Source organism: Oxynema mangrovii CENA135 (genome assembly GCF_016632315.1).
Classification (GTDB): Bacteria; Cyanobacteriota; Cyanobacteriia; order Cyanobacteriales; family Laspinemataceae; genus Oxynema; species Oxynema aestuarii.
This window is the reverse complement of sequence record NZ_JAEOXH010000001.1, coordinates 244,641-269,728: the sequence shown is the minus strand read 5'-3', so window position 1 is coordinate 269,728 and position 25,088 is coordinate 244,641. Positions and strand designations below refer to the sequence as shown.

The following is a 25,088-nucleotide window of genomic DNA, read 5'->3' as shown; positions in this document are numbered from 1 at the left end:
GTTAGCGAAGTTTTTACCCGCAGAAAAATTCGACGGTTCAACTCATGGATAACAACAAAATTTCTTGAGAGTTGACTACGTAAAGTCCTTTGGGTCCGGGGAATAATTGGGATTCGCTGTTGACAAAAGGTTCGGTATCGGGAAATTCCTTAGTCGTGACAATTTGCCCGTTTTGAACTTCGACGCGCACGATTCCGTCGTCGGTGGCGGCGAATAAGAAGGGATCGATCGCACAATGACCCCGGATGACGGACAGCCACGATTTACCGTCGGGTCGGACTTGTGCGGTAGCTTCTACGGAACCGTCGGGACGCACGATCGCGCAATGGTGCCACGTTTCCCCGTTCAATTCGGTGATACTAAATACCCAGCAGCGATCGCGGCTGAAAATACAATGCATATCGATCGTCGGACCGGGCGATCGCGGTAAGGTGACGCGATCGTAAATCCCTTTCCTTCGAGTATCGAACACGAACGCGACATCGAGATCCCCCGCGCGATAGAAACCGAAACCGAAGCTTTCACCGACCCAAAACTGGGTTTGTCCGGCTAAAACGTCGCCGATATATTCCGGTCCGAGGTCGCCGTCGCGGAGCAGTTGACCGTTGTAAATCCAGTAGCGACAGGTTTCGTTGGCGTCGAAGACTTCTCCTTGTTGGGAGGCGATCGCCCGGGTTTCGATCGCCTCCCGTTGGGGCGGTTCGCCGGGGGTTAAGGTCACCATGTGTCCCGATTTCCCAATTAAAGTGATCTCACTTCGTATGCGAAAGTGGACTTCCGGATCGAGTTCTCCGGCGAGAATCGTGTTTCCGTCTTCCCGTTTGAACTCGCCGCGATCGTAATACACCCACCGCAGGCGATCGCCTTGGACAAGGGCGAATAAAATGACCCCTTCGGTGAAAAATACGGACGCCGCACTGACGGTTCCCCTGACTTGTGTCACGACAGGTGTGGGGACGGGGGCGGGGGTCGAAGGGGTGCAGTCGGGACAGGTGGGGCGGGCGTGGTCGAGTCCGCACGCGGTGCATTTCGTCCATTGCAAGCGATCGAGGAGGGCGCGATCGAACGGTTCTCGGCGATCGCTCGTAAAGCAACTGTAGAAATAATCTAGTAATTCATCGGGTAAAACTTTATAAGGAATCGCAGGTTTTGGATATTTAACTTCTGGATGAAAAATGCTGATTCCGTGCAGCGATCGCGCATCTTGCGGGAGGCGCTTGCTCGTGTCTTTGGGCTTATAAACGCCTCCAAAAGGATGAACGAATAATAAACATTGCATTAACATGACTGAAAAAGCATACCAGTCGGATAATGGCGAATACGATCCGTTTAAAACGGGTTTAGTATAGTTGGGATCGCATAAAAGCGGATCGAGAAAGCGAGCGGTAAATACCCGACACGCAAAGGTTTGAGTTCCGAAAGAATCGGCATCGATAATATACGCTCGATTCTGGCGAATGAGAACGTTTAAATCGTTAAAATCTCCAATCACTACCCCAACTTTATGAATGTCGCTGACGGTTTGATGTAAATCTTGGAAAATTTCAACGACGCTTTGATGAGAAATTCCCGACTGACGAAAGGCGCGATCGCTGTAGCGCATTAAAACTTCGGCTGCTTTGATACGTCGCATGGTATAGCCCAAAATGGTATCGCCGATCGCATTCATGGCAAATTCTTGGGGTTGGACGACGCGAATCGGCAAATTTTTGGGAAACAAACGCAATTTATATTGATGTTCGGCGAGGCGATCGAAGGCGGCTTGTTGTTGTTCGGGCCAGTCTTGATAATCGGGGTGATCCGGCTGTTTGAACAGTTTGAGCGCTTTTCCGCCACCGATATCGTAAATATCGGCTTCGCCCCCTTTCCCAATGGATTGAGTTGGGGTTAAATGAATTCTATTTCCATTGATGTAGATGTCCATAAATGTTGGGGATAAGGGAGTGGGGACTCTGTAAATCGGGAAAGATTTTCAGAAAGAATTAGACGGAACGAGCTTTGAAGGTCGTTTATGTGGATTTACGTTTTCGGATGACAATTAAGGTGGTATCGTCGGGTAATAATCCCGTTTCTTTTAGCATTTGTCGGTATTCCCAGTTGGGTTTATGAATTTCGCGGTTGATCAGGGATAATTGCCGACGGATGGTATCTGGATTGTGGAAGTAGCGGTCTTGGATCCAAAACTGACGGATGTCGCCGATGAGGTCGGTTTTTCCGGGAAAAGGACAATGAGCGAGTTTCATCAGATCGTTGACTCCATCGGTTCCAATTAAGATCGAGTTGAGATCTTCTGGGTTGAGGCGATCGTGGATGGTGAATTTCCAGCGATCGGAATTGGGATCGAGGAAGTCGTAAACTAAATAAGGTGGGGCATTATTGGCAAAGGGTCCTATTTGGGTGGGGCGATCGTTGACGATTAATAAACCATCTCCGAGGGAAAAGGTGACGATGCCCGATCGCGCGATCCAAACGCCAACAATGGTAAATAAAAAGTAATGCTGTAGGATTTTAGGCGGGATTTCGTTGGTATTTCCCCCCATGGCGATCGCCATAGTTTTGATGTTTTCGAGAACGTTTTGGCGAACGATTTCTAAACATTTCTCGGGTTCGGCGATCGCTTCACCTTCAAATAGCGATCGTCGAATCGCTTCCCCCACCAAACGCGCCCCGACTTTAGCGCCAACTTCGCTATGGACTCCACTGCTGCAACCGTCGCAGACAATGGCGATCGTTGCTTCTTCCGTCGAGGTCAGGTAATACCCGTCCTGGTTATTGACGCCGAGTCGGACGTGATGTCTCCCCACAACTGTCCCGGCAGCCACTTCAAACAGCTCTTTCATGGCTGTATAGTGTAGTTGATACACTCATATTAGTGTCCAAAAAACACGATGTCAAGAGCGCGAACGCCCGCTTCCGGGCGATCGAGAGATCCAAAAAACCCTCTAAGCCTTGCACCATAAGCGATTCCGCCAAATTTAAATTTTGCAATCCAAACTCTAAAATCTGTTGACTATGGCTTACACCTACGAGTTTCCCAGACCTGCTTTAACCGTCGATTGCGTTGTTTTCGGACTAGATGAGGAGAATTTACTCAAAATCTTGTTAATTCAGCGTAATTTAGCGCCATTTGAAAACCAGTGGGCTTTACCCGGTGGTTTCGTGCGGATCGAAGAATCTTTAGAAACCGCAGCGCGACGGGAATTAGTGGAAGAAACTGGGCTGGAAAATGTTTTTTTGGAACAACTGTACACCTTTGGATCGCGCGATCGCGATCCGCGCGATCGGGTGGTGACTGTGGCTTATTATGGTTTAGTAAATTTATGGGAATATCGCCTGAAAGCGGCGACAGACGCCCGTGACGCCCGATGGTTTGCCGTTGCCGATTTACCGCCTTTAGCCTTCGATCACGAGGCGATCGTCCAACGAGCCCTCACTCGTTTAAAAGGTAAAGTTCGCTACGAACCGATCGGATTTGAACTCTTACCCGAAAAATTCACTTTAACTCAATTGCAGCGCCTTTACGAAACCATTTTAGAACAAGAACTCGACAAACGAAATTTTCGCAAAAAGATCCTCAAAATGAATCTCTTAATCCAACTCGATGAATATCAAACAGGAGTCTCCCACCGCGCGGCTAGACTCTATCGTTTCGACCCTGAAAAATATCGAAACTTGAAGAAGAAAGGCTTTAATTTCGAGATTTAATCCACCATGCAGCGATCGCCAGTCTCACTTCCATAAGTTGCCGCATCGATGGATAAATTTAGAGCTTATATTCTTTCAGAAATGGCGACGTTAATTGGGGAATGACAGGTTAACTCGGCGTCTCTCATCAAGTTAAAATCCCTAGGCTAAAATTTTCCCTCAATCGATAAAATTATCTAACAAACCTCGCTCGGAATTGCTATGCGTCAATGTCTTAACCCCGAGTGTCTCCACTCCAATCCCGAGGATTGTCTATTTTGTCAGAAATGCGGTCATAAACTGTTATTAGTCGAAAGGTATTGGGCGACAAAAATCCTCGGACAAGGAGGCTTTGGACGCACATTTTTAGCGATCGATGACTTTAAGCCCTCCAAGCCGACTTGCGTGATTAAACAGTTTCTTCCCCAAACTCAAGGAGCGGCAAATCTTGCTAAAGCTTATGAATTATTTGCTCAAGAGGCCGGACGCTTAGAAGAACTGGGAAAACATCCGCAGATTCCCGAACTCTTCGCTTACTTCTCGACGAATAACAAACAATATTTAGTCCAAGAATTTATCGAGGGTGAAACGTTACAGCAAGAATTAGAACGATCTGGAGTTTTTAACGAAAATAAAATTCGCGAACTTTTAAAAGATTTGTTAACTGTTTTAAAGTTCGTCCATCACCATCATGTCATTCATCGGGATATCAAACCGGACAATATTATTCGACGATCGCGCGATCGTCACTTAGTTTTGGTAGATTTTGGTGCATCTAAATATATTCAAGATAGGCGATCTACAGCGATCGGAACTATTATCGGTTCCGCAGAATATTGCGCGCCAGAACAAGCAATGGGTAAACCAATTTTTGCGAGCGATTTATATAGTTTAGGCGTTACTTGCTTGTATTTATTAACCCATAGCAGCTCTTTCGATTTATATGATATTATCGAGTCCGAATGGATATGGCGCGAGTTTTTAAACGGTAATTTAATCAGTCAAGAACTCGGTAATATTTTAGATCGTCTAGTCGAGCCAAAACCAAAATATCGCTATCAGTCAGTTGATGAAGTCTTAAAGGAATTTCAATCTTATTCTGCGCGTTTTAAACCGTCTCAACTTCGTTCCTCTCTGAGGAAAGATGCGACCCATTCAGCTATTTCACTTCGCTATTATCGTCTAGATCGGTTATTATCGGAAAGCCGATGGAAAGAGGCCGATTATGAAAGTGCAGTGCAAATGTTTGACGTTATCGGTAAAGATTGGAAATCGGATTGGCTATCGACTCAAGACCTCGATGAGTTTCCGGCGGAAGATCTACGGACAATCGATGAACTTTGGCTAAAATATAGTCAAGGAAAATTTGGTTTTTCCATACAGAAAAAAATTTATCAAAGTCTGGGTGGAACCAGAAAACACGATCGCAAAATTTGGCGATCTTTCTGCGATGAAATCGGTTGGCGAATGAATGGCAGTTGGTTGAGTTATTCTCAGTTACCTTTTAGCCTCAAAGCACCTCCGGGAAATCTTCCGGGGGTATGGTTGGGGTTCAAGGTCGGTTATTGGAGTGCTTTGCTTTCGCGAACAGACTTTTGATGACACCCTTGTTTGAAACATCAATACACTCGCCGTCCGTCTCCGGGGAGCAAAGTTAAACTAGAGGGACGAATAAGCCGACCGACGGTGACTTCGAGATTGCCGTCCCAATCTTCTACGGACAGCACCTTATCGCCGGGACCTTGATAATCGAAATAACGGCATTTTTGCGAGGTGCGATTGAGTGTGGTTCCCACTCGATTCATAAAGGCTTCGCCGGACTCGATGCGACGGTAACTTTCTCCTGTAAAGCTTAATTCGGCGGGGGGGTCTCCGGTAATTTCGAGTTCGTCGGTGGGGTCTAATAAACTGACTTGAACGCGATCGTCTTCTTCCACCGCCAACCAACAAATCCGATCGCCCTCCTGCAATAAGTATTCAATCCAGTTGTAACCGTTATCGTCGTACATTAATTTGCCTTCGACGACCCAATCGACTCCCATGTGTTCGACGATATCGCCAATTTGGAGGGTGAAGATCGTCCGTTCTAAAGGGGGTAACTCTTGGCGGCGACTGCTGGCGGGGAGTTGTTTTTGTCGGATGACGACTACGACGCCTATGGCGATCGCGACGATAATGATTAACCAAATATATGTCAGCATTTTAAATCTTTAAGAATATTTTTTGAGGTAGATTTCCTATTTTGCAATGAGAATAACGACTGTCGCCAGGATTTTGTAAAATCCCTGGATTTTTAGTTGTAGCCTTCCCAGCGATTGTGATTTTGATATTGAACGATCGCCGGACGGGAGAGGCGATTGATGGCGACGTTGTCGAATTTTAGATCTCCGGGAAGGTCGAATAAATCGGCTAACAGGGGTTCGGTTAAAAAACGGGTGGTCACGGGTAATTTTAACGTCTGCGGATCGATCGCCTCCCGACGGGCGAGGACGAAACCCCACGGACCGAAACTGGGGACGTGAACGGTATAAGGATGGGTGGAAACGCCGACGGAATCGAGGGTTGCGGCGATGCACGCCATCACGCCGGGGGCGAAAAAGGAGCTCGATGCTTGAGTGACGAAGACGCCATCGGGGGCGAGACGGGGAAGAAGGCGGCGATAAAAACCGTCGGCGTAAAGTTTAGCGAGGATTTCGCTGTCTGGGTCGGGAAAATCGGCGATTATCGCGTCGAAGCTTTCGTCTAAGGTGGGGGCGCTGACGAAGGCATCGGCGATGCGAATTTCCAGTCTCGGATCGTCGAGGGCGCCTTGGTTGACGCGCTGGAGAAAGGGATGGCGCCGGGAGAGTTCGACGACTTCGCGATCGAGGTCGATGAGTAAGACGCGCTCGACTTCGGGCCATTTGAGGACTTCGCGAGCCGCCATTCCGTCTCCGGCGCCGAGGAGGAGAACCCGCCGGGGATGGGGGGTGGCGCTCATGGCGGGATGGACGAGGGCCTCGTGATAGCGATATTCGTCGAGGGTGGACAGTTGCAGGTCGCCGTCGAGAAACAGGCGCACGTCCTGGCGCCACCGGGTGAGGACGATGCGTTGGTAGGGCGATCGCACTCGGGCGACGATCGGGGCGTCGTAGAGGTTATTTTCGAGGGCGTTACTGGCGGGAATGGCGATCGGGGCGAAGGCGATTAACAGCAAGCCGACCAGTAAGCCCCACCAGCGCCACGATCGCAGTTGTGGGAAGGTTCCGGCAAGTACGAATACCGTCAACGCGGGGAGGGCGCCGACGATCGCCGCCGACGGAAATAAACCGAACAGGGGCAACAGCAAGACGGGAAAGGCGAGAGAACCGAGCAGGGCGCCTGCATAATCGAGGGCGAGGACTCCGGCGATCGCGTCTTTGACCCCTTCATCTTGTTCGAGAATTCGGGTCAGTAGGGGAATCTCGATGCCTGCGAGGAGACCGAGGAGCAAGGTCACCAGGCTCAATCCGAGCCACACCGGACCGTTAACGACAAAAAGGGCAAATAAGCCGAGGGGTAAGAACGCACTCAGGGGGGCGATCGCCAATTCTACGCGCACGAAGGCCCCGAGGAGTTGGAATTGTTGCTCGGCGCGATCGCCTTCGGTGGCGATAAAGCGGCTCAGATACGACCCGATCCCCATCGCGGCGAGAAAACCGCCAACGGCGACCCCGTAGGCGAGGGCTTGATTGCCGACTAAATAGCTGGCGAGGGTTCCGAGGAGCAGTTCGACCGCCAAACCACAGGCGGAACAAATCGCCGTTGCCAATAATAATAAGTTGCGCTGCGATCGGGTTAAGGGGACGAAATTCGGCTCGACGTTGTCGCCGCGATCGGTGTCTGTCTCGGGATGAGTATCGCTCAATTTTGTCATTTGGTGGTGCGACGGTTGGGTGATTGCATGGAAAATACTAAGGAAAGTCTTAAATTTTGGTTCAGTTCCCTCTATCCCTTGACTGCATTTTTTTGGTCTTTTGTGTCAAGGTCGCTCTATATTTTAAGCCCAAATCATCGAGCCATAAACCCGCGATCGCCCCTCCCCATTGAGTGGATTGGATGGAAAAAGGGTCTGACCCGCTCTAAAGTTGAATACGGGTGCGGTCGCCGGAGGATGAGACGAAATTAAACTATTTAACCCCCTATCGATCGCCAGGAGATCGCCTCCATCTCTCCTCGCGACCCCCTTGCTGTTAGCCAATTCCGTAAAAATACCGAAAGCAGCAACCGTATATTCACGCAAACTCGATTTCTATAAATCTGCGGTTGTCGCTTCGCGATCGCGGTGACTATGGTAGCGAATAGATGACTGGCTCTCAGTGCCAACCTTTTATCTTTTTCTCTACTAACATGGAAGCGACTTACACCCTTTACAATCCCAATATCACCGAACTGTTTTCCCAAGTTTATGCCGTTCGGAAAATCACCGGGCGCGATCGCCAATTTTTACAATCTGCCATCTTAAACCATCCCCTAACCCCGGAAGAAATGCACCTCATCGATCGCCTCGTTTATGCCGTTCGACGGGGATGGTTGCAAATGATTGATTGAGCGAAATTCACCGGAAAGGCCGATAATTTTTGATGGTTTCTGATGCAATCAAGCATCGCCACCGTTCGTCAGATCGCGGACGCCGAAACCTTGTTCGAGCTTTAGCCATGTTTTCCTCATCCCCAGTTCTCGAACTCAATTGGGTTTAATCGCAACGATCGCCCTATGGCGCGGATCGCTCTCGACGGTTTCTCGATAGTTAAACCCCACCTCTTTTAACGCCGTTTCCACATCAAAGGTGTAGTAATCGTCACTCCACGGCTCGGTACTTTTCATCAGTACAAATAACGCTGGCGGTAAATTCTGAATAACCGCCGATTTGGGATTGTTATCGACGATCGCCAAACACCCTCCCGGTCGCAAAATTCGCAGTGCCTCTCGGAAGATTTCACGAGTGGCATCACGAGGGAGTTCGTGTAAGACAAATTGCAACGTGACCAGATCGAAAGAATCCCCAGCAAAGCCCGTTGCTTCCGCTTTGGAGTGAACCCAGCGCGCGATTTCGCCGTGGAGATCGCTCATTTGCGCGACAGCGAGCATGTAAGGGGATAAATCCAATCCCACCGTGCGAACCGCACTCGTTTGTCGTCGGCTAAAATAGCGGTGCAAGTAAAGAGTTGAAAGGCCGACCGAACACCCTACATCTAACAGGTCGGATATCCGTTCGGGCAGATATTTTTCCACGATTTGATAAAAACTATGGCGTAATTTATCCTGCGCTTTTTCCCAGGTTAATTCTTCTTTCGGCCACACTCTCAGCGCCATCGCTTTTGTAGCGGGTGATGCTTCAAATGCCGCTTGCCAACACAAATTTCCTTCGGAATAGGCGTGAAAGGGGACTTGATAGTAGTCGGGATAAATCAGATTGGGATTGTTGACGCGATCGAAACAGCTTTTAACTTCTGGATTGTCCAGGGTTTGACATTCTTCGCGCCAAGGAACCCCTTTTTTTTCAGCCGTCTTAATTAACACTTGTCGCGCCTGTCGCTTCATCAGGCTGTAAATCGGTGGGGTTTTAATCAGAACGTTGACAAATTGAGAGAGGAGATCGTCTCCTGCCCAGTTGGGTTTCGTTTTTGCTTGCATCGTAGATTCAAGGGGTTTAACTCAAGTCGTTTGCGGAAAGAATCCTTAAAGATTATACGACTTTATTTGAAGGTTAAAGCCCCGCAGATATTTTAAGATAGGTTAAGAAGGGCGATCGCGATCGCCTTTACTCCCCGCTTTATTGCTAAAAATTCTAGTTAGTAATGACGGTAAGCTGTTAGACATACAAAGGGCATGGATAAAGTTAGTGATTTTTCTGAAATCACGATTGAAGAAGGATTGAAGAAGGTTTTCGTCTTGCGAGTCTCCTACCCGCTTCAGTTTTCCGGCGATCGAATTTCCATAAAAGAATCCCGCCGGAAGGGTAGGAGAACTTCGGCGGGGAACTGAGTAAGACAGTTTTGAAAGCGCTATACTAAAAGGCTCGCAATTTTATCGAGAGGGAGGCGAACCGTTATTTATCTTGTTCTTAAGATAACTTGGAACAGCTTGAGGGTCACTCTATCCAGAGATAGACTTTTTAAAAGCTCAAAACCCAGAGGCGATCGCCTCACCCATCTTGCAGCCCAGTTTAGGAATCTCGCAACGCCGCTAACACCGTCTCGTGAATCACCCCATTACTGACCACCACGCCCCGATTTTCCGTCATCTTAGAACTGTCGGCAAAATTGAGGGGTTTGCCGTGCATATCCGTGACGCGACCCCCCGCTTCTTCGACCACGATCGCCCCCGCCGCATGATCCCAGATATTCTCCCGATAATTCGGCGATTTCGGCGACGGCAAGCGCATGTATAACGCCGCCTTCCCGGACGCCACGATTCCATATTTCGCTTGAGAATCGACGCGAACCGAGTCCGCCGTAATCCCGACCGCTTGCGCCACCGCATTTTGACGCCCCCGATCGCCGTGACTGGCTTCGACACTTTCGACAAAGCGCAAATTTTCCATGTCGTCCGCTTTGACCACGCGAATCGTTTGGGCCTCGCCGCCGTGGAGGGACATCCGCGTTGCCCCTTCGCCGCGTACCGCCACAAATAAAGTTCCCGGTTCGTCCCCCTCTTCGATCGCCAACGCCGGACAAGCCATGACGCCGAGTTTGACCTCCCCATTTTCCACCAACGCGATCGCGACCGCATACTGATCTTGCCGTAAAAAGCCCTTGGTACCGTCGATCGGGTCTAAGGTCCAGTAGCGAGAACCGACTTGACCGTTACCGCGATCGATCCATTCGGTCACTTGTTCCGAGGTCACCTCCGGCAGAATAGTTCTCACATATTGCGTAATTTTCTCTAATTGTGCCGCCATTTCCGGATCGCGCAACGCCGTTGCGTCCTCTTCGCCGACGATCGCATCTTCGGGAAAAGCATCGCCAATCGCCTTACAAATGACCGCTTGAGACCCGTAATCCGCCACGGTGACGGGACTTTTATCGCTTTTTTCCATCGCCGGAGGAATGTCTCGCCGGACCTCTTGGCATAATTTGGCGGCAGCGATCGCCGCTTCGATGACAACTTGTTTCTCGCGTTCGTAAGACATGGGAGTGCAAAGGTAAAAAATAAGCCGATAAAAAGGTAAGGGAATTTTTCTCTAAAATGGAGTTAATCTCCGGAGAAAAACACCCTTACCGACTGTAGACTGTTCGTTCAGCTCTGTCTAGATCGACGGTTGCAACCAGAAAACGATCGCGCCGATCCCGAGGGCGATCGCCCCACCCCCGAGGATAAAAGACCAGAAGCGATGGTAACTTTTCACCGTCGTTCCACTATCGCTTTCTAAGCGAATTAAATCCATCCAAGGCATCACCCCCCGGCGGAACCAACCGAGGGTTTTTAACTCCATTCCGATTAAACTTTTAACTTTTTTCATCCCGAATAAAAAGTTACCGATCGGGCCGAAGCGGGAAGCATAACGCAGGAATAACAAGCCCGTCGGATCTTGCAATTTCAAATCGGAACCAAAGCGATATCCCGCATCTCCCCGACCGATCAGTTCTCCCTGTAAATAAGCAGGTTGACCGCGCAAGGGACTGGCGTAAGGATCGGACATCAGGGTGAGAATATCGGTTTCAGGGGCATCGTGAAAATTCGGGAACATCACCAAGGTTTTCGCCAGAATACCAATGCCTACACCGATTAAGGGACAGGCGATCGGCAAGATTTCTAAACCGGGCTTGAGGGTTGCGATACCGACAATCAAACCGCCCACAAATCCGAGAATTGGGGCGAGATACAACAGCAAATCTAAGACAAAATTGCCGTAAAGTTTGCTTTTACTTAAGTGGCGACCTTCGCCGACAATGCGACCCATATCGAATTCGATCTCTAAGCCCAATTGTTCCGCATAGGTACTCAAAGCGCGCACTCGTTTTCCCGTTAAAGGATGAGTGGAATTGAGTTCCATCCACCACCCCCAAGGATTGAATAAATCCCATAAAAACACGCGGCCAATTTGGGCGGGGGCGGCAGAAATTCGGTAAGCGGTTCCCGTCGAGGGGGCGGCTTTATGGTCGTAAATGCCTAATGCCCGAGTTCCCTCCATTAAGCGGCTGGGTTCGGTGGCTTTTTGAGCTTCTTCTACTAAACCGTAAGCAATTTTTACTAAGGCCCGAGACAGGGCGTTCGGATTGCCCGTGGTTTCGGCGGCAAAGCGATCGGCAAAGTATTCGCGAGTGCGGGATAAATACAGCAGCAAATAGGTTCCGATAATGTAAAAAATGTAGGCAACTAAGCCGACTGTTCCCACGACATCTTTAACTTTTTCGCCGCCTTTATTGCCCATGCGAGTGGCAAAAACGTAAATCAAATAGGTGATTTGAACTAAGGTTGAGGCGACGGTCATCACCGCAAAATCCCAATGGACGATGTGACCTAATTCGTGGGCGTATACTGCCGCAACTTCATCGTCATCGAGGTAGGTAAATAATCCTTCGCTGACGACCAAGCGGGCGCTATTGGGTAAAGAACCGTAAGTGAACGCGGTCGGATTTTGGTCGTCGATGATGCCGACGCGCGGTGTTTTTAAGTTGTTTTCGCTACAAACACGCTGGAGAACTTCTAGGGTTTCCGGGCTTTTTGTTTCGAGTTCGGTTAAATCGATCCACCGGGTTTTGTAAAGCCATTTTTGGCTTAAATCCATAAACCAGGGGGCAATAAAAAAGGCAAGTACATTAAAAGCAAGGGCGATCGCTACGGAAATTAACAGCCCCGTGGTGGGGTTTTCACTGCTAATAATAAAAACGAGGGCAAGACAGAGAACGAGCACCATACCACCCATTAAGGTCATGGTGATTCCCGAGGCAAGCGCCAGGTTTCCTCCGATTCCTTTCATCGTTAAAGTGACCCCGGTCATCGCTGCCCGTCCGGCTTTTGGAAAAGAATGTGATTCGTCTGACACGATCGTTTTTTCTCCCAATTAGCGTATGGATACGGGCGATCGCGCCACGATTGGATAGAAGGTTGGAAAGGAAAGAAACTTGGAATAAATTAAAAACCGTCTGTTATGCCAGTCGGAGCGATCGCCGTTGCTTCCGTGATAGCTTAAAATTTTTGAAATGGCTCAATTTTCTACAAATTTTTTACAATTTGAGCGTGAGTTTTTACTCAAGGTAAGCGAAAACATCTGCGTCAATTTCCGTGTAAGCCCCAATGAAAAGCACAATGGGTGTAGTGAATTGATTGAGAGAGGTTTGGCGACGAATCGATCGCGATCGCCCGTCACCTCAGCTCAACTCTACTTTCAACGTCTCGGACGGAATCCGGACGCGACCCCCGACGCCCTCTTCCGGACTCCCCAAATAGCGGTAGCATGAAAAGAGCAAGTGTGATTAGAGAAATTATGAGTACGGTTGAACTCGCATCGATTCCTTTAGTTGAAATTGCGCGCAAGACCCGCAATGCTTCCCGAAAATTGGGGGTACTTTCCACAGAAGCCAAAAATCAAGCGATCGCGGCGATCGCCGAAGCCTTAGAATCGGCAGCATCGGAGATTGTGGCGGCGAATCAACAAGACTGTCAGGCGGCGGAAAAAATGGGGATTTCCAAACCCCTTTACAACCGTTTGAAAATGGACGAAACCAAATTGAAAGCGACGGTCGCCGGAGTTCGCGATGTCGGAAAACTGCCCGATCCGGTCGGTCAAGTACAAATTCATCGAGAATTAGATGAGGGATTGATCCTCAAACGGGTGACCTGTCCGTTGGGTGTTTTGGGGGTTATTTTTGAAGCCCGTCCGGAAGCTGCCATCCAGATTTCTTCCCTAGCAATTAAGTCGGGAAATGGTGTTATTCTTAAAGGAGGAAAAGAGGCGATCGCCTCGTGTACGGCGATTGTTAAAGCGATTCGTGCGGGATTGGCAAAAACCGAAATCGATCCCGATGTGGTTCAGTTACTGACGACGCGGGAAGAAACGATCGAATTGCTGAAATTAGATGAATATGTGGATTTAATTATTCCGAGAGGATCGAATAGTTTCGTCCGCTTCGTACAAGAAAATACGCGAATTCCGGTGTTGGGTCACGCCGATGGAATTTGTCATTTATATATTGACGAAGCGGCGGATTTAGAGAAAGCCGTGGCGATCGCGATCGATGCCAAAACTCAATATCCGGCAGCCTGTAACGCGATCGAAACTTTGCTGGTTCACCGGGCGATCGCCCCCCAATTTTTAACGGCAATGTCGCCGAAAATGGCGGAAAAAGGGGTCGAATTGCGCGGCGACGAAGCCACGCGAGAAGTTTTAACCGATGTAAAAGTAGCGACTGAATCAGATTGGTCTACGGAATACAGCGATTTAATTTTATCGGTGAAAGTCGTCAACGATATGGACGCTGCGATCGCCCATATTACGACTTACGGTTCCAAACATACGGAGGCGATCGTTACTGAAAATCATCATACTGCCGAAATTTTCCTCGCCCAAGTCGATGCCGCCGGAGTTTTTCATAACTGTTCTACTCGCTTTGCGGACGGTTTCCGCTACGGTTTTGGCGCCGAAGTTGGCATCAGTACCCAACAAATGCCCCCACGCGGTCCGGTCGGTTTAGAAGGGTTGATTACCTACAAATATAAAGTGGTCGGTTCCGGTCAAATTGCCGCCACTTATTCCGGTGTAAATGCAAAATCTTTTACCCATCGCGATTTATAAGGGCGATCGATGGGGAGGGACATGACATGACCACGTCCCTCCTATTACTTCATGAAACCATTAAAATTTGCTAAAATAAAATGGCTCGATCGCTCCTCTTTCAAGAAATTGGTGTTTCCGATCGCAATTTTATTTTTTATTAGCTTTGGCGGATGGGCAACCGTGCTTAATATACCAGGAAAAAGTTATCGCGGTGAATTACCCCCTCTAACCGCGTATGAAGCCGATTTAGCCCGCTTGTTGCGCCGAGATATCGAGACAATCTGTGGCGATCTTGGCGAACATAATTATCTAGTTTACGATCGCCTGATTGAAGTAGAACGATTTTTAGAATCGTCTTTATCGGCGGCTGGCTACACCGTCAACCGCCATAGTTATCAAGTAGACGGACAAGTTTTTAACAACTTAGAAGTTGAAATTTGAAGGAAAGAAAAGTCCGATGAAATTGTCGTGATTGGCGCCCATTACGATTCCGTCGTCGGCAGTCCGGGGGCGAATGACAACGGAAGTGGGGCGGCGACGGTGTTAGCCTTGGGGCGAGCATTTGTAGGCAAGAAAATGGCGCGAACGTTGCGATTTGTCGAGTTCGTTAACGAGGAACCTCCGTTTTTTGGACGGAGGATATGGGGAGTTTAGTTTATGCGAAAGAATGCCGCGATCGCGGCGAATATATTGTGGCCATGTTATGGTTAGAAACCATCGGTTACTATTGTGACGAACCGGGCAGTCAAAAATGTCCGTTTCCTTTAAATCTTGCCTATCCTCTTACTGGAAATTTTATTGGCTTTATTAGTAATCTCTCTTCGGGAAACCTGTTGCGACAGGCGATCGCCTCTTTTCGCAGTCATAGCCAATTTCCCTCGGAAGGGGCGATCGTTCCCCATCTTCTTCCCGGGATTGGATGGTCGGATGGTCGGTCATTTTGGCAACAAGATTATCCCGCGATTATGATTACCGATACTGCCCCATTTCGCTATGCCTATTACCACACGATCGAAGACACGCCGGATAAAATTAATGACGATCGCCTCGCCCGTGTGGTCGCCGGAATCGAACGAGTTGTTGCTGATTTAGTCAAAGTCAAAAACTAACCCTTTTCTTCATCGATCGCCATTCGTCATCCACTGAGATAATTTTTGGATTTTCACCTTTGCGGGAAAGATCGATTAAGATTTCGATTCTTTGGCTAAAATTTTAGAAACTTTCGCATATTCCAAGTCGTCAATTTTCCAACCTTCCTCCTCTTTGACTAAATTTAACAATAAAGGAATTTTTCGTCCGGTTTTTGTTTCGACCACAACTTCCAAACTATAAACTCCCTCTTCGGACGTCGGGATAGTCATTTGAGTTCGTCGATATTGTGTTAATTTGTTATTGATTGCAAACTTAGTCAGTTGTTTTTTTGACATTTTGGCCTGAAAGCGATCGCTTGTCATTTCATACGCCCCATTAATATTGCCGTCTGAAATGGAAATAAAAAAATTAGAAATGAGTTGTGGCATTCCTTTAGTTTTTAGAAAAATACTGAGAGAAACAACGATCCAAACCAGGACGAGAACACCAAACACTGCACCGATTCCAAGACCGATATAACCGAGATAAGGTTGGATAATTTCCACAGAAAATTCTTGAGTTTTATCAATTTAACAAAATCTATCTTATAAAAAGATCGCTCACTCTGCAATCATTTTTTAGGGGGATGGCGTCGTCTAGTAAGCCGTTGGCGATCGCTTCGACTTCCCCGAATGTCGTCAAACCAGATAATCTAAGAAAGGACACATCGAGACTAATCATTATTTCAAATATGGATTGCATCGAACTGACGGGAATTCGCTGTTACGGGTATACGGGATATCTCGACGAAGAACGCGTCCTCGGACAGTGGTTTGAGGTGGACGCGACCTTGTGGGTGGATTTGGCGGCGGCGGGGAACAGCGATCGGATCGAGGAGACCCTCGACTACCGCGAGACGATCTCCGCGATTCAAAAGCTGGTGGAAACCTCGAAATTTGCCTTGATCGAACGCTTGGCGGAGGCGATCGCGCAAAGTATCTTAAAAGCGGAACGAGTGACCCGGGTAAAAGTGAGGTTAAGCAAACCCAACGCGCCGATCCCGAATTTTAATGGAAAAATTAGCGTAACGATCGACCGGGAAAAGGCGATCGAGGGATAATAGATATCGTTAGAGAACGCATATTTCAAGAAGGGTGAAGAGGATAACGCTGTGTCTTATCGCATTTTAAGTATCGACGGCGGCGGAATTCGTGGCGTTTTGGCGGCCCAAATGTTGGTCAATATCCAACGCCGTTTACAACAACCGTTAAACGAATATTTCGATTTAATTTCCGGAACCTCTACCGGGTCGATGTTGGCGGCGGCGATCGCCTGCGGTTTGTCTTGTCAAGATATTGTCGAACTGTATCGAAAAAAGGCCAAAAATATCTTTCCCTATACCAGTCGCTGGTCTTTAAAACGTTTGCCTTTAATTTTAGAATACGGTCTGTCCGGCCCCAAATTTTCTGAAAAAGGGCTCGTCGATCTGCTCAAAAACTTATTTGGCAATACAACATTTTCCGATATTACCGATCCCAAACTATTAATTACCAGCTACGACACGATCGGTCGCCAGCCGATTATTTTTAAAAGTTGGCGCGATCGCTTTGCCGATATTTGTTTGTGGGAAGCTTGTGTCTGTTCTACCGCAGCCCCAACCTTTTTCCCCGCCCATAAAATTATTATTGGGGGAGAAGTTCACTCCGCTATTGATGGTGGATTAGCTGCTAATAATCCCACCGCTTGTGCAGTAGCAGAAGCGATTCGCTTGGGGAATTCTCTCGGAGATTTACAAGTAATTTCCATCGGAACGGGATCGGCAACGCGAACAATTCGCTGGGAAGATGCCCGAACTTGGGGACCGTTGCAATGGATTTGGGACGGTCGCGTAGTTAAGGTCATGACCGATGCCCCGGCAGAAGTGTATCATTATATTACCGATTACGTAATTGGTGATACTTCCCGTTATTTAAGATTGCAATTTCCTCTCGATCGCCAGTTAACCGATAAGCGGTTAAGTGATGATATGGACGATGCCAGTGACGAGAATATTAACAATTTAATTGAAGCGGCGGAGGCATATTTAAGTATTCCCTTAGTTTCCCAGGCATTAGATGCCTGTTTGCGCGATCGCCCGGTTCCAAATCCTGAGATTTAACCGATTCTCAATCTACTTAAAAACATGGAGATTTGCTAGATTTTTACATCGGTCGAAAAAGCTGTAGGGCAGGCATCTTGCCTGCCATTAACCTTAACCCGTCATGGTTGAATGAGATGATGGTAACGATTCGCAGATAAAGCAAGTTTTTCTGCCCTAGAATCCCCACACCAATAAATTTCCGCATCTATTTTTTCGGGAGGTGTCGGAAATCCAAACAACAGACGACGATCGCCTTGGGCGGAAAAGCCATTCGATTCGCGAACTTCTCGCAATTGACGGCTATTTTGGGTTTGTAAAATTACTTTCGTTCCCACCGCATCGCGGTTGCAAGTGATGCCATTCCCCTCTAACTTCAACCCGATCCAAGGTTTAGCAATACTGTCATTGCGGTAAATTGAAACCGGGGCAAATTGATGGGTGACTAACCCATCTAAATCCCCATCGTTGTCGAGATCGGATAAGGCAATTCCTCGGAAGTTCCCCGGTTCGTCCCAGCCGACATCGCGGGCAATATCGATAAATTTATCCCCTTGATTGAGATAAACTCGATTGTTTTCATAGGGGAAAATACAACGTCCCTGTAAATCTGCCCAGCGATCCGCATATCCGTGAACGTCGGGATTGGTAAGGGCAATTTGGGCGTTCCAATACCAATAATCCGGGCAGTGGCGATCGCCTTTTTCAAAGGTTGGGGCGGGAAATAATGCACCGGGTTTCGTCAACTCTCGATTTTCCGTGGGGCGATCGTAATTATCGTCCACCATTCCATTTGCTTGTAGCAAATCTAAACGTCCGTCTCGGTTTAAATCTCCCATCGCCCCACCCCAACCAAAACGGTTTTCATTGAGGGCATTTCGTCGCATCGCTTCGTCAGAAAAAGCGCGATCGCCGTCCGATTTGACCGTTCCAGCATTCATCCACAACAAACTCCCTTCTGCTTGCAGTTTTTCGTGGACGTTAGAAACATAAATATCGGGATAACCGTTATTGTCAAGATCGCCTAAAGACGCATTCATCCCTTTATAGGTATCCCGTCCCATTTCTCCGACCAATCGACCGACAATCGGACGAAAATTTTTCCCTGTTTGATTTAAAAACATCTGGTCGGGACCGAAATCGTTGGCGAGATAAATATCGGTCCATCCGTCGCCGTCGAGGTCTCCCGTTCCAATATCTAAAGTCCAGCGATGACTGGAAAAACCCAGTTTGACGATATCTTGTTTTTCAAAACGATCCCCACGATTGAGATAAAAGAGATTTTCGCCACCGTTGTTGGCGTCATACCAACTACGATGCATGAAATTAAACATTCGGCGATCGCCCGGATATTCGGCTTCCGGTAATTTAAAAATATTAAATTTTGTCGGTTTTTCATAATCGGATAAGTACGGATTCATCGCATTTCCCACCAACAAATCGAGGTGACCGTCCCGGTTCATGTCGAAAGCATTGGCGGTCAAACTAATCGTGTATTCTTCGATTCCTACTCGTTCGCTAATGTCTCGAAAACCGATCTTTCCATCTTCCACAATTCGATTTTGCAATAATTTTGTTTTGCCATAACCGACTGTAATTAATAAGTCAGAATCGCGATCGTTATCCCAGTCAAACCATAACGCCCCGGCGGGCAGTCCGTCGCGAGTCGGATGGGTGACAAATTTATTTAAAATCGGTAAGGGAACTCGTTCAAACTGAAAGTTACCCCGGTTGCGATATAAGGCGGCCCGATCGCGATCGCTTTTTAAGGGATAAGTTAAGAAAACATCTTGCAAACCGTCATTGTCGAAATCGGAAACAGCGACCGCATCGCCCACCGATAACATCCATTTAGCAACATTTTTGACTCGGGAATCGACGCGATCGAGTAAGTTACTCGGCTGACTAGAAATTCCTGCCGATTCTGCCGATATTTCGACGAATTTAAATTCGGGATTGACCGGGGATTTAGCGGTAATGATGTTTTGATAAAAGAGTAAACCCAAGCTGGCGATCGCCGCGATCGCACTCCATCGATAAAGAACACTGAAGCCTTTACTAATCGAAAATGAGCTGAAATCTCTTGTTTTTATACTGGCGTTTAGACTAACAATAAAAGACTTGAGATGCAACCCAATAAACCGCAGCGCAAAATAAGCAAATCCCGCAAAAAAGAAAGTGGATAAAGTTTCAAATTTATGCAAAATTAAATCGATAAAAACAATAAAAAAAGCCATCCCAATTTGTCCCCGCGTAGTTTGAGGAGAAGTTTTGGGATCGGTAATCATGAAAAAGGTGAATAAGTAAAATGCGGGAGAACTTAACGCCCCCATAAACAAGGTTTCTGGCGGTAAATGCCACTGCATCAAAAAGGCGCGAATGCACAGTTGCAGGGTGTAAAAAATAAGAAATGAAATAATTAAAGCGGTTCGTTTTATTTTAAAAACAAAAGCAATTAAAGCCGCCGTAATAATAAATGCGATCGTGGCGACCGATCCGCCCCATTGATATGCAGGTGCTGCACTAATGGCGCCATTTGTCAAGAGCAAGCTGAGAGTAATTCCGAATAACGCTGGATTGAAAACGTGACGACCTTGGAAGGTGATTAAATATTTAGATGAAATCGCAAAAAATACGGGAACGAAGGGCAACCACAACCCATGACCGAAATTCGTTAAAATACTCAAAGAACAGCCCGTAATTGCCCCACTTAAGGGAAATAATATTTCTCGTTTGCGAAATAACCAATGATAAGCAATATCGAGGCAGCAAGCCGAACTAATAATCAGTAAAATTTGGGCGGGCGATCGATTAAAGCCTAAAACAGTAATGCCTAAAATAATATAACTGGCTAAAATTGCTAACACTCCCCAACGGGGATCGGACAGGGAAGGAAGGCGATCGCGCGACGGCCAAAATTGAGGAGAGTTTAAGGTAGATTCCATACAAGAAATTGGGTAACTTGAGGTACAGTTTCGCCGATTGTAATCTAAGTTTTTTAAAATAGAGGTTTTTTCTAAAAAGATTTAAGACTTTGAGGAACGACCGCGATCGCGATCGATACAAAGCGGTCGATTTCCTCAGCAGTAAGAGCAAGTTCAATCCCCCTTTTTAAGGGGCATTTAGGGGGATTGGAGTTCTATTTCATGGTCTTGAAAAAGACTATATCTTTCATCTAAAATTCAATCTTTTCTTTTTAACCGCGATCGCCGTAAAGATTGCATTAATTTAAGGCGATAGGGATCGGCATCTTTGCGCCAGTAGAGGCGGTTTCCGCGCAGTTCGGCACAATGTTCGGCAAGGTGGCGCTGCCAGTCTCGGCGAGTGCGAATGGCTTTTAAATTGTCCAATAAGCCCCAATTTTCCTCCTGTTGGGTTAATTTGGCAAATTTTTCGTAATTCGGGTATTCTGGGGTAACGCAGGCATCTTTCCGATGCAAAATTGGTGGGTTATCCTCTAAATCGTAGTCGCGATAAATGACGCGCAAGTCTCGCAAGTCGATCTGCATACTCGTCTGTAAAGCGGGATGGGGGTCGAGATCGAAGTCGGGATAAAATAAGTAAGAGATTTTGTGTGTTTTTAAGTGAAATTTAATCAAGGTCGCGCCGTCCATGCTGCCGATAATACGACTGACGACGGCTTCGTATAGGCGTAATAAGGGGTCGAGGCGATCGAGGGCGCTAGTGTGAATGCACAAGGCATCCGGGAGTTTGAGACCGAGGTCGCTTTCCCGACAGCAATCGGCGATTAAGCCGATATCGCGCAGGCTGAACGTGAGAAGACGGGCGATCGCGCAGGCTTGACGATAACTCCCGAACAGTCCTTTAATATCGTTGCGCGTTTGGTTTGAAAACTGGCTTAATTTCGGCAAATTCGCTAATTGAGGCGCCAGGTAAATGAGCAGGTCGTGGCGTCGGGCTTCTTGTATGGCGTCCCATTCTTCGCGATCGGTGGCTTGAACGACGACCTCGAAAGCGCGGCGATAGTTGCGAAACTCTGCCAAGATTGCAGCTTCTTGAGTCAGTTCGCCTTTGACGGGGAGGCGACCGCGATCGCTCACAAATTGCATTAAGGGCGTGAGGAGATCTTCGTAATCTTCAAAGCGTTTACTGGGAATTCTCACGCGTGGCGTGTTCATCCGCGATCGAAACCGAGATGCTTTGAAGGTTTCGGCACGATCGCGATCGCGAAACGCGAAGTAAATCCCCAGACCGACGGGAATCGCTTCTATCTCTAAAGTTTGTTCGATATAGGTTTTCAGTTCTTCTTGTTCGTAATACTTCTGAAATGTGTTGCGTTTTGTAATGACACCATCGCCGTAAGCGACTAAACCATATTGGCGATCGTATACCGAAACTTGGGCGGCAACGATTAACAGTCCTCGGGTCAGTTCCCAGGCGTGGCGCAAGGCGTCGCGACGTTCGTCGATCGCCTCAATCACGTTAATCACGTAGCCGAGATTGACAATATCCGCAGGTGAGATGGGGTTGTCGGGAAAGTAATAGGGATCCCATCCGGCGCTGCTGTAGCCGCGATCGCCGATCCGGGTGACGTCGCCACCGTAGCCACAACCGTAATCAAAAAAGGTGGTTCCTTCCTCGAACAACTCCGCTTCCAGGGCGAGGCGAACCGGACGTGAGAGATCGGACCGGGCGATCGCCGCCCGGTGGCGTTCGATCTTGGGAAGGGCGATCGCCCCCGTTTCCAAGTCGCGCAAGGGAACGACTTCGTAATTACAAATCTCCACACGGCGATCGCTCAAACACTGCTGCCAGCCGTCGGTCGTACCGATCGCGCGCCCCTTGTCCAGCAGTCCCCAGCGTTCCTCCTGGCGGGTCAGATGGGCGAAGCGTTCGTAGTGGGGATAGTCGGGGGTGACGAAGGTTTCTTTACGGTGGAGGATCGGCGGATTTTCTACCTTTGTATAATCGCGGTAACTCAGGCGGCGATCGCGACAGTCGAGTTGCAAGCTGGCGCGTAAAATCGGGTGTTCTTCGCGATCGAAGTCGGGGTAAAATAAATAGGAAATTTTGGGTTTGTCGAGATTAAATTTAACCAAAGTCGCGCCGTCGATCGCGCCAATTTCGACGCGGGCGATCGCTTCGTAAACGCGCAAAATGGGATCGAGGCGATCGATGGCGCTGTGATGGATATAAAAAGCACCGGGTAATTTTTTACCGAACCGACTTTGTTCGCAATAATTCAGTAAAACACCGTCATAAGTCGCGCGATCGCCCAATCCTTGAGCCATACTTTCAGCTTTTTCAACTGTCCCGAAAAAAGCTTTGAGATCGTTTTCTATTTCTGGAGGAAAATTGGCAATTTTTCGATCCAATTTTTCCAAAATATGACGACAGCATAGATAAATTAACAGGTCTTGCCGTCGTTGGTAAGCGAGACTCTCCCAACCGGGACGATCGCCAGTCCGGGCGATCGCTTCGTAGGCGCGACCGACATTTCCAAAGCGATCGCAAATCGCTGCTTCTGCACTCAATTCTCCCGGAAAAGGTAGCCGTCCGCGATCGCCGAAAAAGCTAATTAATGGGTCGAGAATCCCCCGATCTTCGACAGACCATTGCGCTGAAAGTGCGGGAAGACTCACCGAGGCGCGCAATTGCTGTAGCCGAAAACGTTCGGCGTCGAAGGGATCGCGAAAACCGACAAAAATTCCCGGGGCTACGGCGATGGGGGTGAGGTCGATCTGTTGTTGCAAATAGAATTTTAATTGGAGATGAGACCAGTAGGAATTATCCTTAGATAGGGGGTAAGTCAAGGGTGTCCCATTTCCATGAAAATCGCCGTAAACGATCGCCCCGTCGCCGTTATTTTCGATCGCGATCGGGTTGCTAAAAATAGCGGCAACTCGGGCGCGATCCCATCCGGCGATCGCTTCCGCTTGATTTTCGCAAGCTTTTGTAAAATCATCGATCCAAACAATATCTACCTTTTCTCGATCTCCGAGGTCGCTCACTTTTTTGAAAATTGTTTTTTCGTTAATAATGCCCGTTTTGATGGCGATTTGAATCGGACGAAAACGGCGATTGCCGTCGATCTCGAACCCGGTCGAAGCAGAATCAAACATTGTTTTTAAAGTATAAATGTAATCCCTCAAAGAAAATGCGATCGCACGGCGATCGATGGTTCCATTTTAAGATTAAACCCGATCGAGATCGGTAACGACGATCGCACGATCGCGGAGAATCCCCCCCCGCGATCGCCATAAAAACGCGGGGGCTTTCCGGCGGAACTCTCCGAAGCCCGCGAAATTTTAAGTTAAGAAAATTGATGTTTTAGAAGTATTTTAGAAAAAGTTTCCGGTCGCTTAAGTGCGGGGACAATCCGCTTAATTATCGACGTTCAAAAAAAATCCGCTTTCCCTCAGTGATTTTCCGTATTTGTAAAGTTTATCGTGTAGATTGATAACATGAGGGTAATCTAGGGGCGATCGCGCGATCGAAGGATTGCGTTCATTAAAGGGTGGATCGAAAGGCAACAAAACTCTCGGAATTCGCGAACAAAAGCCAGGTTGGAGGTGGCATCAATGGTTAGAAATCAGGCGAGGGTTCGTGCCGATCGCGCCATGACTGCCATCGGAGTAGAAACGATTCTCAAGGGTTGGTTGCAGCAACGTCCTCAAGTGGGTGGCGGCTTGATTGTATGCGCAATTTCGGGATTTTCACTGTTATTATGGGGTTTTGCGGACTATTGGGCGAAAATACAACATTCTAACCGGGCGATCTCCGACTCAGGGGAGCTTATTGCTCAAATCGCCCAACTCGACCTCGATGGGGACTGGCCGACCCTCCAGCAAGCCCGCGATCGCCTGTTGGCCGCACGCTGGCGCTTGCAAGAGATTCCGGACATTCCCGGTACCCGATCGGCTGCCGTTGACAGCACATTAGAAGCACTAGAGCAACAGTTAAACAGGTTGGATGCCCGCGTCCCCGGTGACGATCTCGCAGTGCAGTTGTCCGAAGCACTTTCCCTCAGTTGGGTGACAGCTACAGGGTGGCGCGAACCGCCATCGGCGAACCGGGCGATCGTCACCCAATGGGTCGAGGCGATCGCGTCGTCGGCGACTTTCACCTCGGGCGATCGGGCCGATGCCTTTATCTGTACCCGAGGGGCGCGCTTAAAAATTTTCGCCCGTCCTGGGAGGCAGTTAATCGGCTTATTTCCCAGTGGAACCCCGGTGCGGCGTCGCGGAAGGGCGCGCGGATCCTGGCAGGCGATCGAGGGCGAGGGATTGCGCGGTTGGGCGTGGCGAACCAACGTGCGCGATCGCTGTTGACCCTCCCGCGTTCCCCCAACTTTTTGAGCGAAAAATCGGCAAGTTAATTGAATCAAACGCATGGATCTAACGGCGTTGAAAAATCAATTGCTTTTTGTCATTTCTCTACGGTTGTCAAATAGAAAACCACGGGCTAGAATCGGCAAGAATACAATTTTCAAGT

The 25,088-nt window shown here is 48.3% G+C and carries 20 protein-coding genes; 10 read left to right on the top strand and 10 right to left on the bottom strand.

Translation table 11 applies throughout. The features are described from left to right. Positions 1–37 precede the first annotated feature (37 nt). Both JJD41_RS01085 and JJD41_RS01080 read right to left on the bottom strand, forming a co-directional pair. Positions 38–1,924, bottom strand: coding sequence for a hypothetical protein (locus JJD41_RS01085; RefSeq protein WP_200664340.1), 1,887 nt, complete (start codon positions 1,922–1,924; stop codon positions 38–40). A gap of 85 nt (positions 1,925–2,009) precedes the next feature. Beyond that, entirely contained in the window at positions 2,010–2,840 is an 831-nt protein-coding gene (locus JJD41_RS01080; RefSeq protein WP_200664339.1) for a protein phosphatase 2C domain-containing protein, read from the bottom strand. A 172-nt stretch (positions 2,841–3,012) separates the two neighbouring features. Here JJD41_RS01080 and JJD41_RS01075 point away from each other — a divergent pair, with 172 nt between their 5' ends. Then, the gene (locus tag JJD41_RS01075) at positions 3,013–3,705 is read left to right on the top strand and encodes an NUDIX hydrolase (protein ID WP_200664338.1); all 693 of its coding nucleotides are present in this window, start codon (positions 3,013–3,015) and stop codon (positions 3,703–3,705) included. 201 nt (positions 3,706–3,906) lie between these two features. Next, complete coding sequence (locus tag JJD41_RS01070) at positions 3,907–5,283, top strand: protein kinase domain-containing protein (RefSeq protein ID WP_200664337.1); 1,377 nt, start codon at positions 3,907–3,909, stop codon at positions 5,281–5,283. Between the two features lie 20 nt (positions 5,284–5,303). On the opposite strand, the gene JJD41_RS01065 is transcribed toward JJD41_RS01070, so the two are convergent. Both JJD41_RS01065 and JJD41_RS01060 read right to left on the bottom strand, forming a co-directional pair. Beyond that, positions 5,304–5,885 carry a DUF4178 domain-containing protein gene (locus tag JJD41_RS01065; RefSeq protein ID WP_200664336.1) on the bottom strand — a complete coding sequence of 194 codons (582 nt, stop codon included), beginning with the start codon at positions 5,883–5,885 and terminating at the stop codon, positions 5,304–5,306. A 92-nt stretch (positions 5,886–5,977) separates the two neighbouring features. Beyond that, complete coding sequence (locus JJD41_RS01060; RefSeq protein ID WP_200664335.1) at positions 5,978–7,579, bottom strand: polyamine aminopropyltransferase; 1,602 nt, start codon at positions 7,577–7,579, stop codon at positions 5,978–5,980. Positions 7,580–8,007: 428 nt separating this feature from the next. Here JJD41_RS01060 and JJD41_RS01055 point away from each other — a divergent pair, with 428 nt between their 5' ends. Further along, entirely contained in the window at positions 8,008–8,253 is a 246-nt protein-coding gene (locus JJD41_RS01055; RefSeq protein WP_234488454.1) for a hypothetical protein, read from the top strand. 135 nt (positions 8,254–8,388) lie between these two features. Here JJD41_RS01055 and JJD41_RS01050 read toward each other — a convergent pair whose 3' ends face one another. From JJD41_RS01050 to JJD41_RS01040, 3 genes are all read right to left on the bottom strand, one after another. Further along, complete coding sequence (locus tag JJD41_RS01050) at positions 8,389–9,339, bottom strand: class I SAM-dependent methyltransferase (protein WP_200664334.1); 951 nt, start codon at positions 9,337–9,339, stop codon at positions 8,389–8,391. A 532-nt stretch (positions 9,340–9,871) separates the two neighbouring features. Next, the gene (locus JJD41_RS01045; RefSeq protein WP_200664333.1) at positions 9,872–10,837 is read right to left on the bottom strand and encodes a 3'(2'),5'-bisphosphate nucleotidase; all 966 of its coding nucleotides are present in this window, start codon (positions 10,835–10,837) and stop codon (positions 9,872–9,874) included. 117 nt (positions 10,838–10,954) lie between these two features. Further along, entirely contained in the window at positions 10,955–12,694 is a 1,740-nt protein-coding gene (locus JJD41_RS01040; RefSeq protein WP_370583695.1) for a M48 family metalloprotease, read from the bottom strand. A gap of 441 nt (positions 12,695–13,135) precedes the next feature. On the opposite strand from JJD41_RS01040, the gene JJD41_RS01030 reads away from it, so the two are divergent. The 4 genes from JJD41_RS01030 to JJD41_RS25570 are packed head-to-tail and all read left to right on the top strand — an operon-like array spanning position 13,136 to position 15,534. Next, positions 13,136–14,443, top strand: coding sequence for a glutamate-5-semialdehyde dehydrogenase (locus JJD41_RS01030; RefSeq protein ID WP_200666948.1), 1,308 nt, complete (start codon positions 13,136–13,138; stop codon positions 14,441–14,443). 51 nt (positions 14,444–14,494) lie between these two features. Continuing rightward, the gene (locus tag JJD41_RS25580) at positions 14,495–14,866 is read left to right on the top strand and encodes a hypothetical protein (RefSeq protein ID WP_200664331.1); all 372 of its coding nucleotides are present in this window, start codon (positions 14,495–14,497) and stop codon (positions 14,864–14,866) included. A gap of 27 nt (positions 14,867–14,893) precedes the next feature. Then, positions 14,894–15,079: a M28 family peptidase gene (locus JJD41_RS25575; protein WP_370583694.1), complete on the top strand. Its 186-nt coding sequence runs from the start codon at positions 14,894–14,896 to the stop codon at positions 15,077–15,079. Further along, positions 15,067–15,534 carry a M28 family peptidase gene (locus tag JJD41_RS25570; protein WP_200664330.1) on the top strand — a complete coding sequence of 156 codons (468 nt, stop codon included), beginning with the start codon at positions 15,067–15,069 and terminating at the stop codon, positions 15,532–15,534. The genes JJD41_RS25575 and JJD41_RS25570 overlap by 13 nt, the downstream gene beginning before the upstream one ends. A gap of 75 nt (positions 15,535–15,609) precedes the next feature. Here the strand turns inward: JJD41_RS25570 and JJD41_RS01010 are convergent, their stop codons facing one another. After that, complete coding sequence (locus JJD41_RS01010) at positions 15,610–16,062, bottom strand: DUF4864 domain-containing protein (protein ID WP_200664329.1); 453 nt, start codon at positions 16,060–16,062, stop codon at positions 15,610–15,612. Positions 16,063–16,247: 185 nt separating this feature from the next. On the opposite strand from JJD41_RS01010, the gene folB reads away from it, so the two are divergent. Next, positions 16,248–16,616, top strand: coding sequence for a dihydroneopterin aldolase (gene folB / locus JJD41_RS01005; RefSeq protein WP_200664328.1), 369 nt, complete (start codon positions 16,248–16,250; stop codon positions 16,614–16,616). Between the two features lie 51 nt (positions 16,617–16,667). After that, entirely contained in the window at positions 16,668–17,654 is a 987-nt protein-coding gene (locus tag JJD41_RS01000; RefSeq protein WP_200664327.1) for a patatin-like phospholipase family protein, read from the top strand. Between the two features lie 101 nt (positions 17,655–17,755). Here the strand turns inward: JJD41_RS01000 and JJD41_RS00995 are convergent, their stop codons facing one another. Further along, a complete protein-coding gene (locus tag JJD41_RS00995) occupies positions 17,756–20,578 on the bottom strand; it encodes an FG-GAP-like repeat-containing protein (protein WP_200664326.1) in 2,823 nt (940 codons plus the stop codon). Between the two features lie 237 nt (positions 20,579–20,815). Continuing rightward, complete coding sequence (locus JJD41_RS00990; protein ID WP_200664325.1) at positions 20,816–23,716, bottom strand: DNA phosphorothioation-associated putative methyltransferase; 2,901 nt, start codon at positions 23,714–23,716, stop codon at positions 20,816–20,818. 459 nt (positions 23,717–24,175) lie between these two features. On the opposite strand from JJD41_RS00990, the gene JJD41_RS00985 reads away from it, so the two are divergent. After that, complete coding sequence (locus tag JJD41_RS00985) at positions 24,176–24,925, top strand: hypothetical protein (protein WP_200664324.1); 750 nt, start codon at positions 24,176–24,178, stop codon at positions 24,923–24,925. Positions 24,926–25,088: the final 163 nt, after the last annotated feature.

What these genes read in the sequence shown, in the direction of transcription:
- JJD41_RS01070 (WP_200664337.1), top strand. Translation starts at nt 3,907, where the DNA reads ATGCGTCAATGTCTTAACCCCGAGTGTCTCCACTCCAATCCCGAGGAT.
- JJD41_RS01030 (WP_200666948.1), top strand. Translation starts at nt 13,136, where the DNA reads ATGAGTACGGTTGAACTCGCATCGATTCCTTTAGTTGAAATTGCGCGC.
- JJD41_RS25580 (WP_200664331.1), top strand. Translation starts at nt 14,495, where the DNA reads ATGAAACCATTAAAATTTGCTAAAATAAAATGGCTCGATCGCTCCTCT.
- JJD41_RS01065 (WP_200664336.1), bottom strand. Translation starts at nt 5,885, where the DNA reads ATGCTGACATATATTTGGTTAATCATTATCGTCGCGATCGCCATAGGC.
- JJD41_RS01060 (WP_200664335.1), bottom strand. Translation starts at nt 7,579, where the DNA reads ATGACAAAATTGAGCGATACTCATCCCGAGACAGACACCGATCGCGGC.
- JJD41_RS00990 (WP_200664325.1), bottom strand. Translation starts at nt 23,716, where the DNA reads ATGTTTGATTCTGCTTCGACCGGGTTCGAGATCGACGGCAATCGCCGT.
- JJD41_RS01075 (WP_200664338.1), top strand. Translation starts at nt 3,013, where the DNA reads ATGGCTTACACCTACGAGTTTCCCAGACCTGCTTTAACCGTCGATTGC.
- folB (WP_200664328.1), top strand. Translation starts at nt 16,248, where the DNA reads ATGGATTGCATCGAACTGACGGGAATTCGCTGTTACGGGTATACGGGA.
- JJD41_RS25570 (WP_200664330.1), top strand. Translation starts at nt 15,067, where the DNA reads ATGGGGAGTTTAGTTTATGCGAAAGAATGCCGCGATCGCGGCGAATAT.
- JJD41_RS01055 (WP_234488454.1), top strand. Translation starts at nt 8,008, where the DNA reads ATGACTGGCTCTCAGTGCCAACCTTTTATCTTTTTCTCTACTAACATG.
- JJD41_RS01045 (WP_200664333.1), bottom strand. Translation starts at nt 10,837, where the DNA reads ATGTCTTACGAACGCGAGAAACAAGTTGTCATCGAAGCGGCGATCGCT.
- JJD41_RS00985 (WP_200664324.1), top strand. Translation starts at nt 24,176, where the DNA reads ATGGTTAGAAATCAGGCGAGGGTTCGTGCCGATCGCGCCATGACTGCC.
- JJD41_RS00995 (WP_200664326.1), bottom strand. Translation starts at nt 20,578, where the DNA reads ATGGAATCTACCTTAAACTCTCCTCAATTTTGGCCGTCGCGCGATCGC.
- JJD41_RS01080 (WP_200664339.1), bottom strand. Translation starts at nt 2,840, where the DNA reads ATGAAAGAGCTGTTTGAAGTGGCTGCCGGGACAGTTGTGGGGAGACAT.
- JJD41_RS01085 (WP_200664340.1), bottom strand. Translation starts at nt 1,924, where the DNA reads ATGGACATCTACATCAATGGAAATAGAATTCATTTAACCCCAACTCAA.
- JJD41_RS01050 (WP_200664334.1), bottom strand. Translation starts at nt 9,339, where the DNA reads ATGCAAGCAAAAACGAAACCCAACTGGGCAGGAGACGATCTCCTCTCT.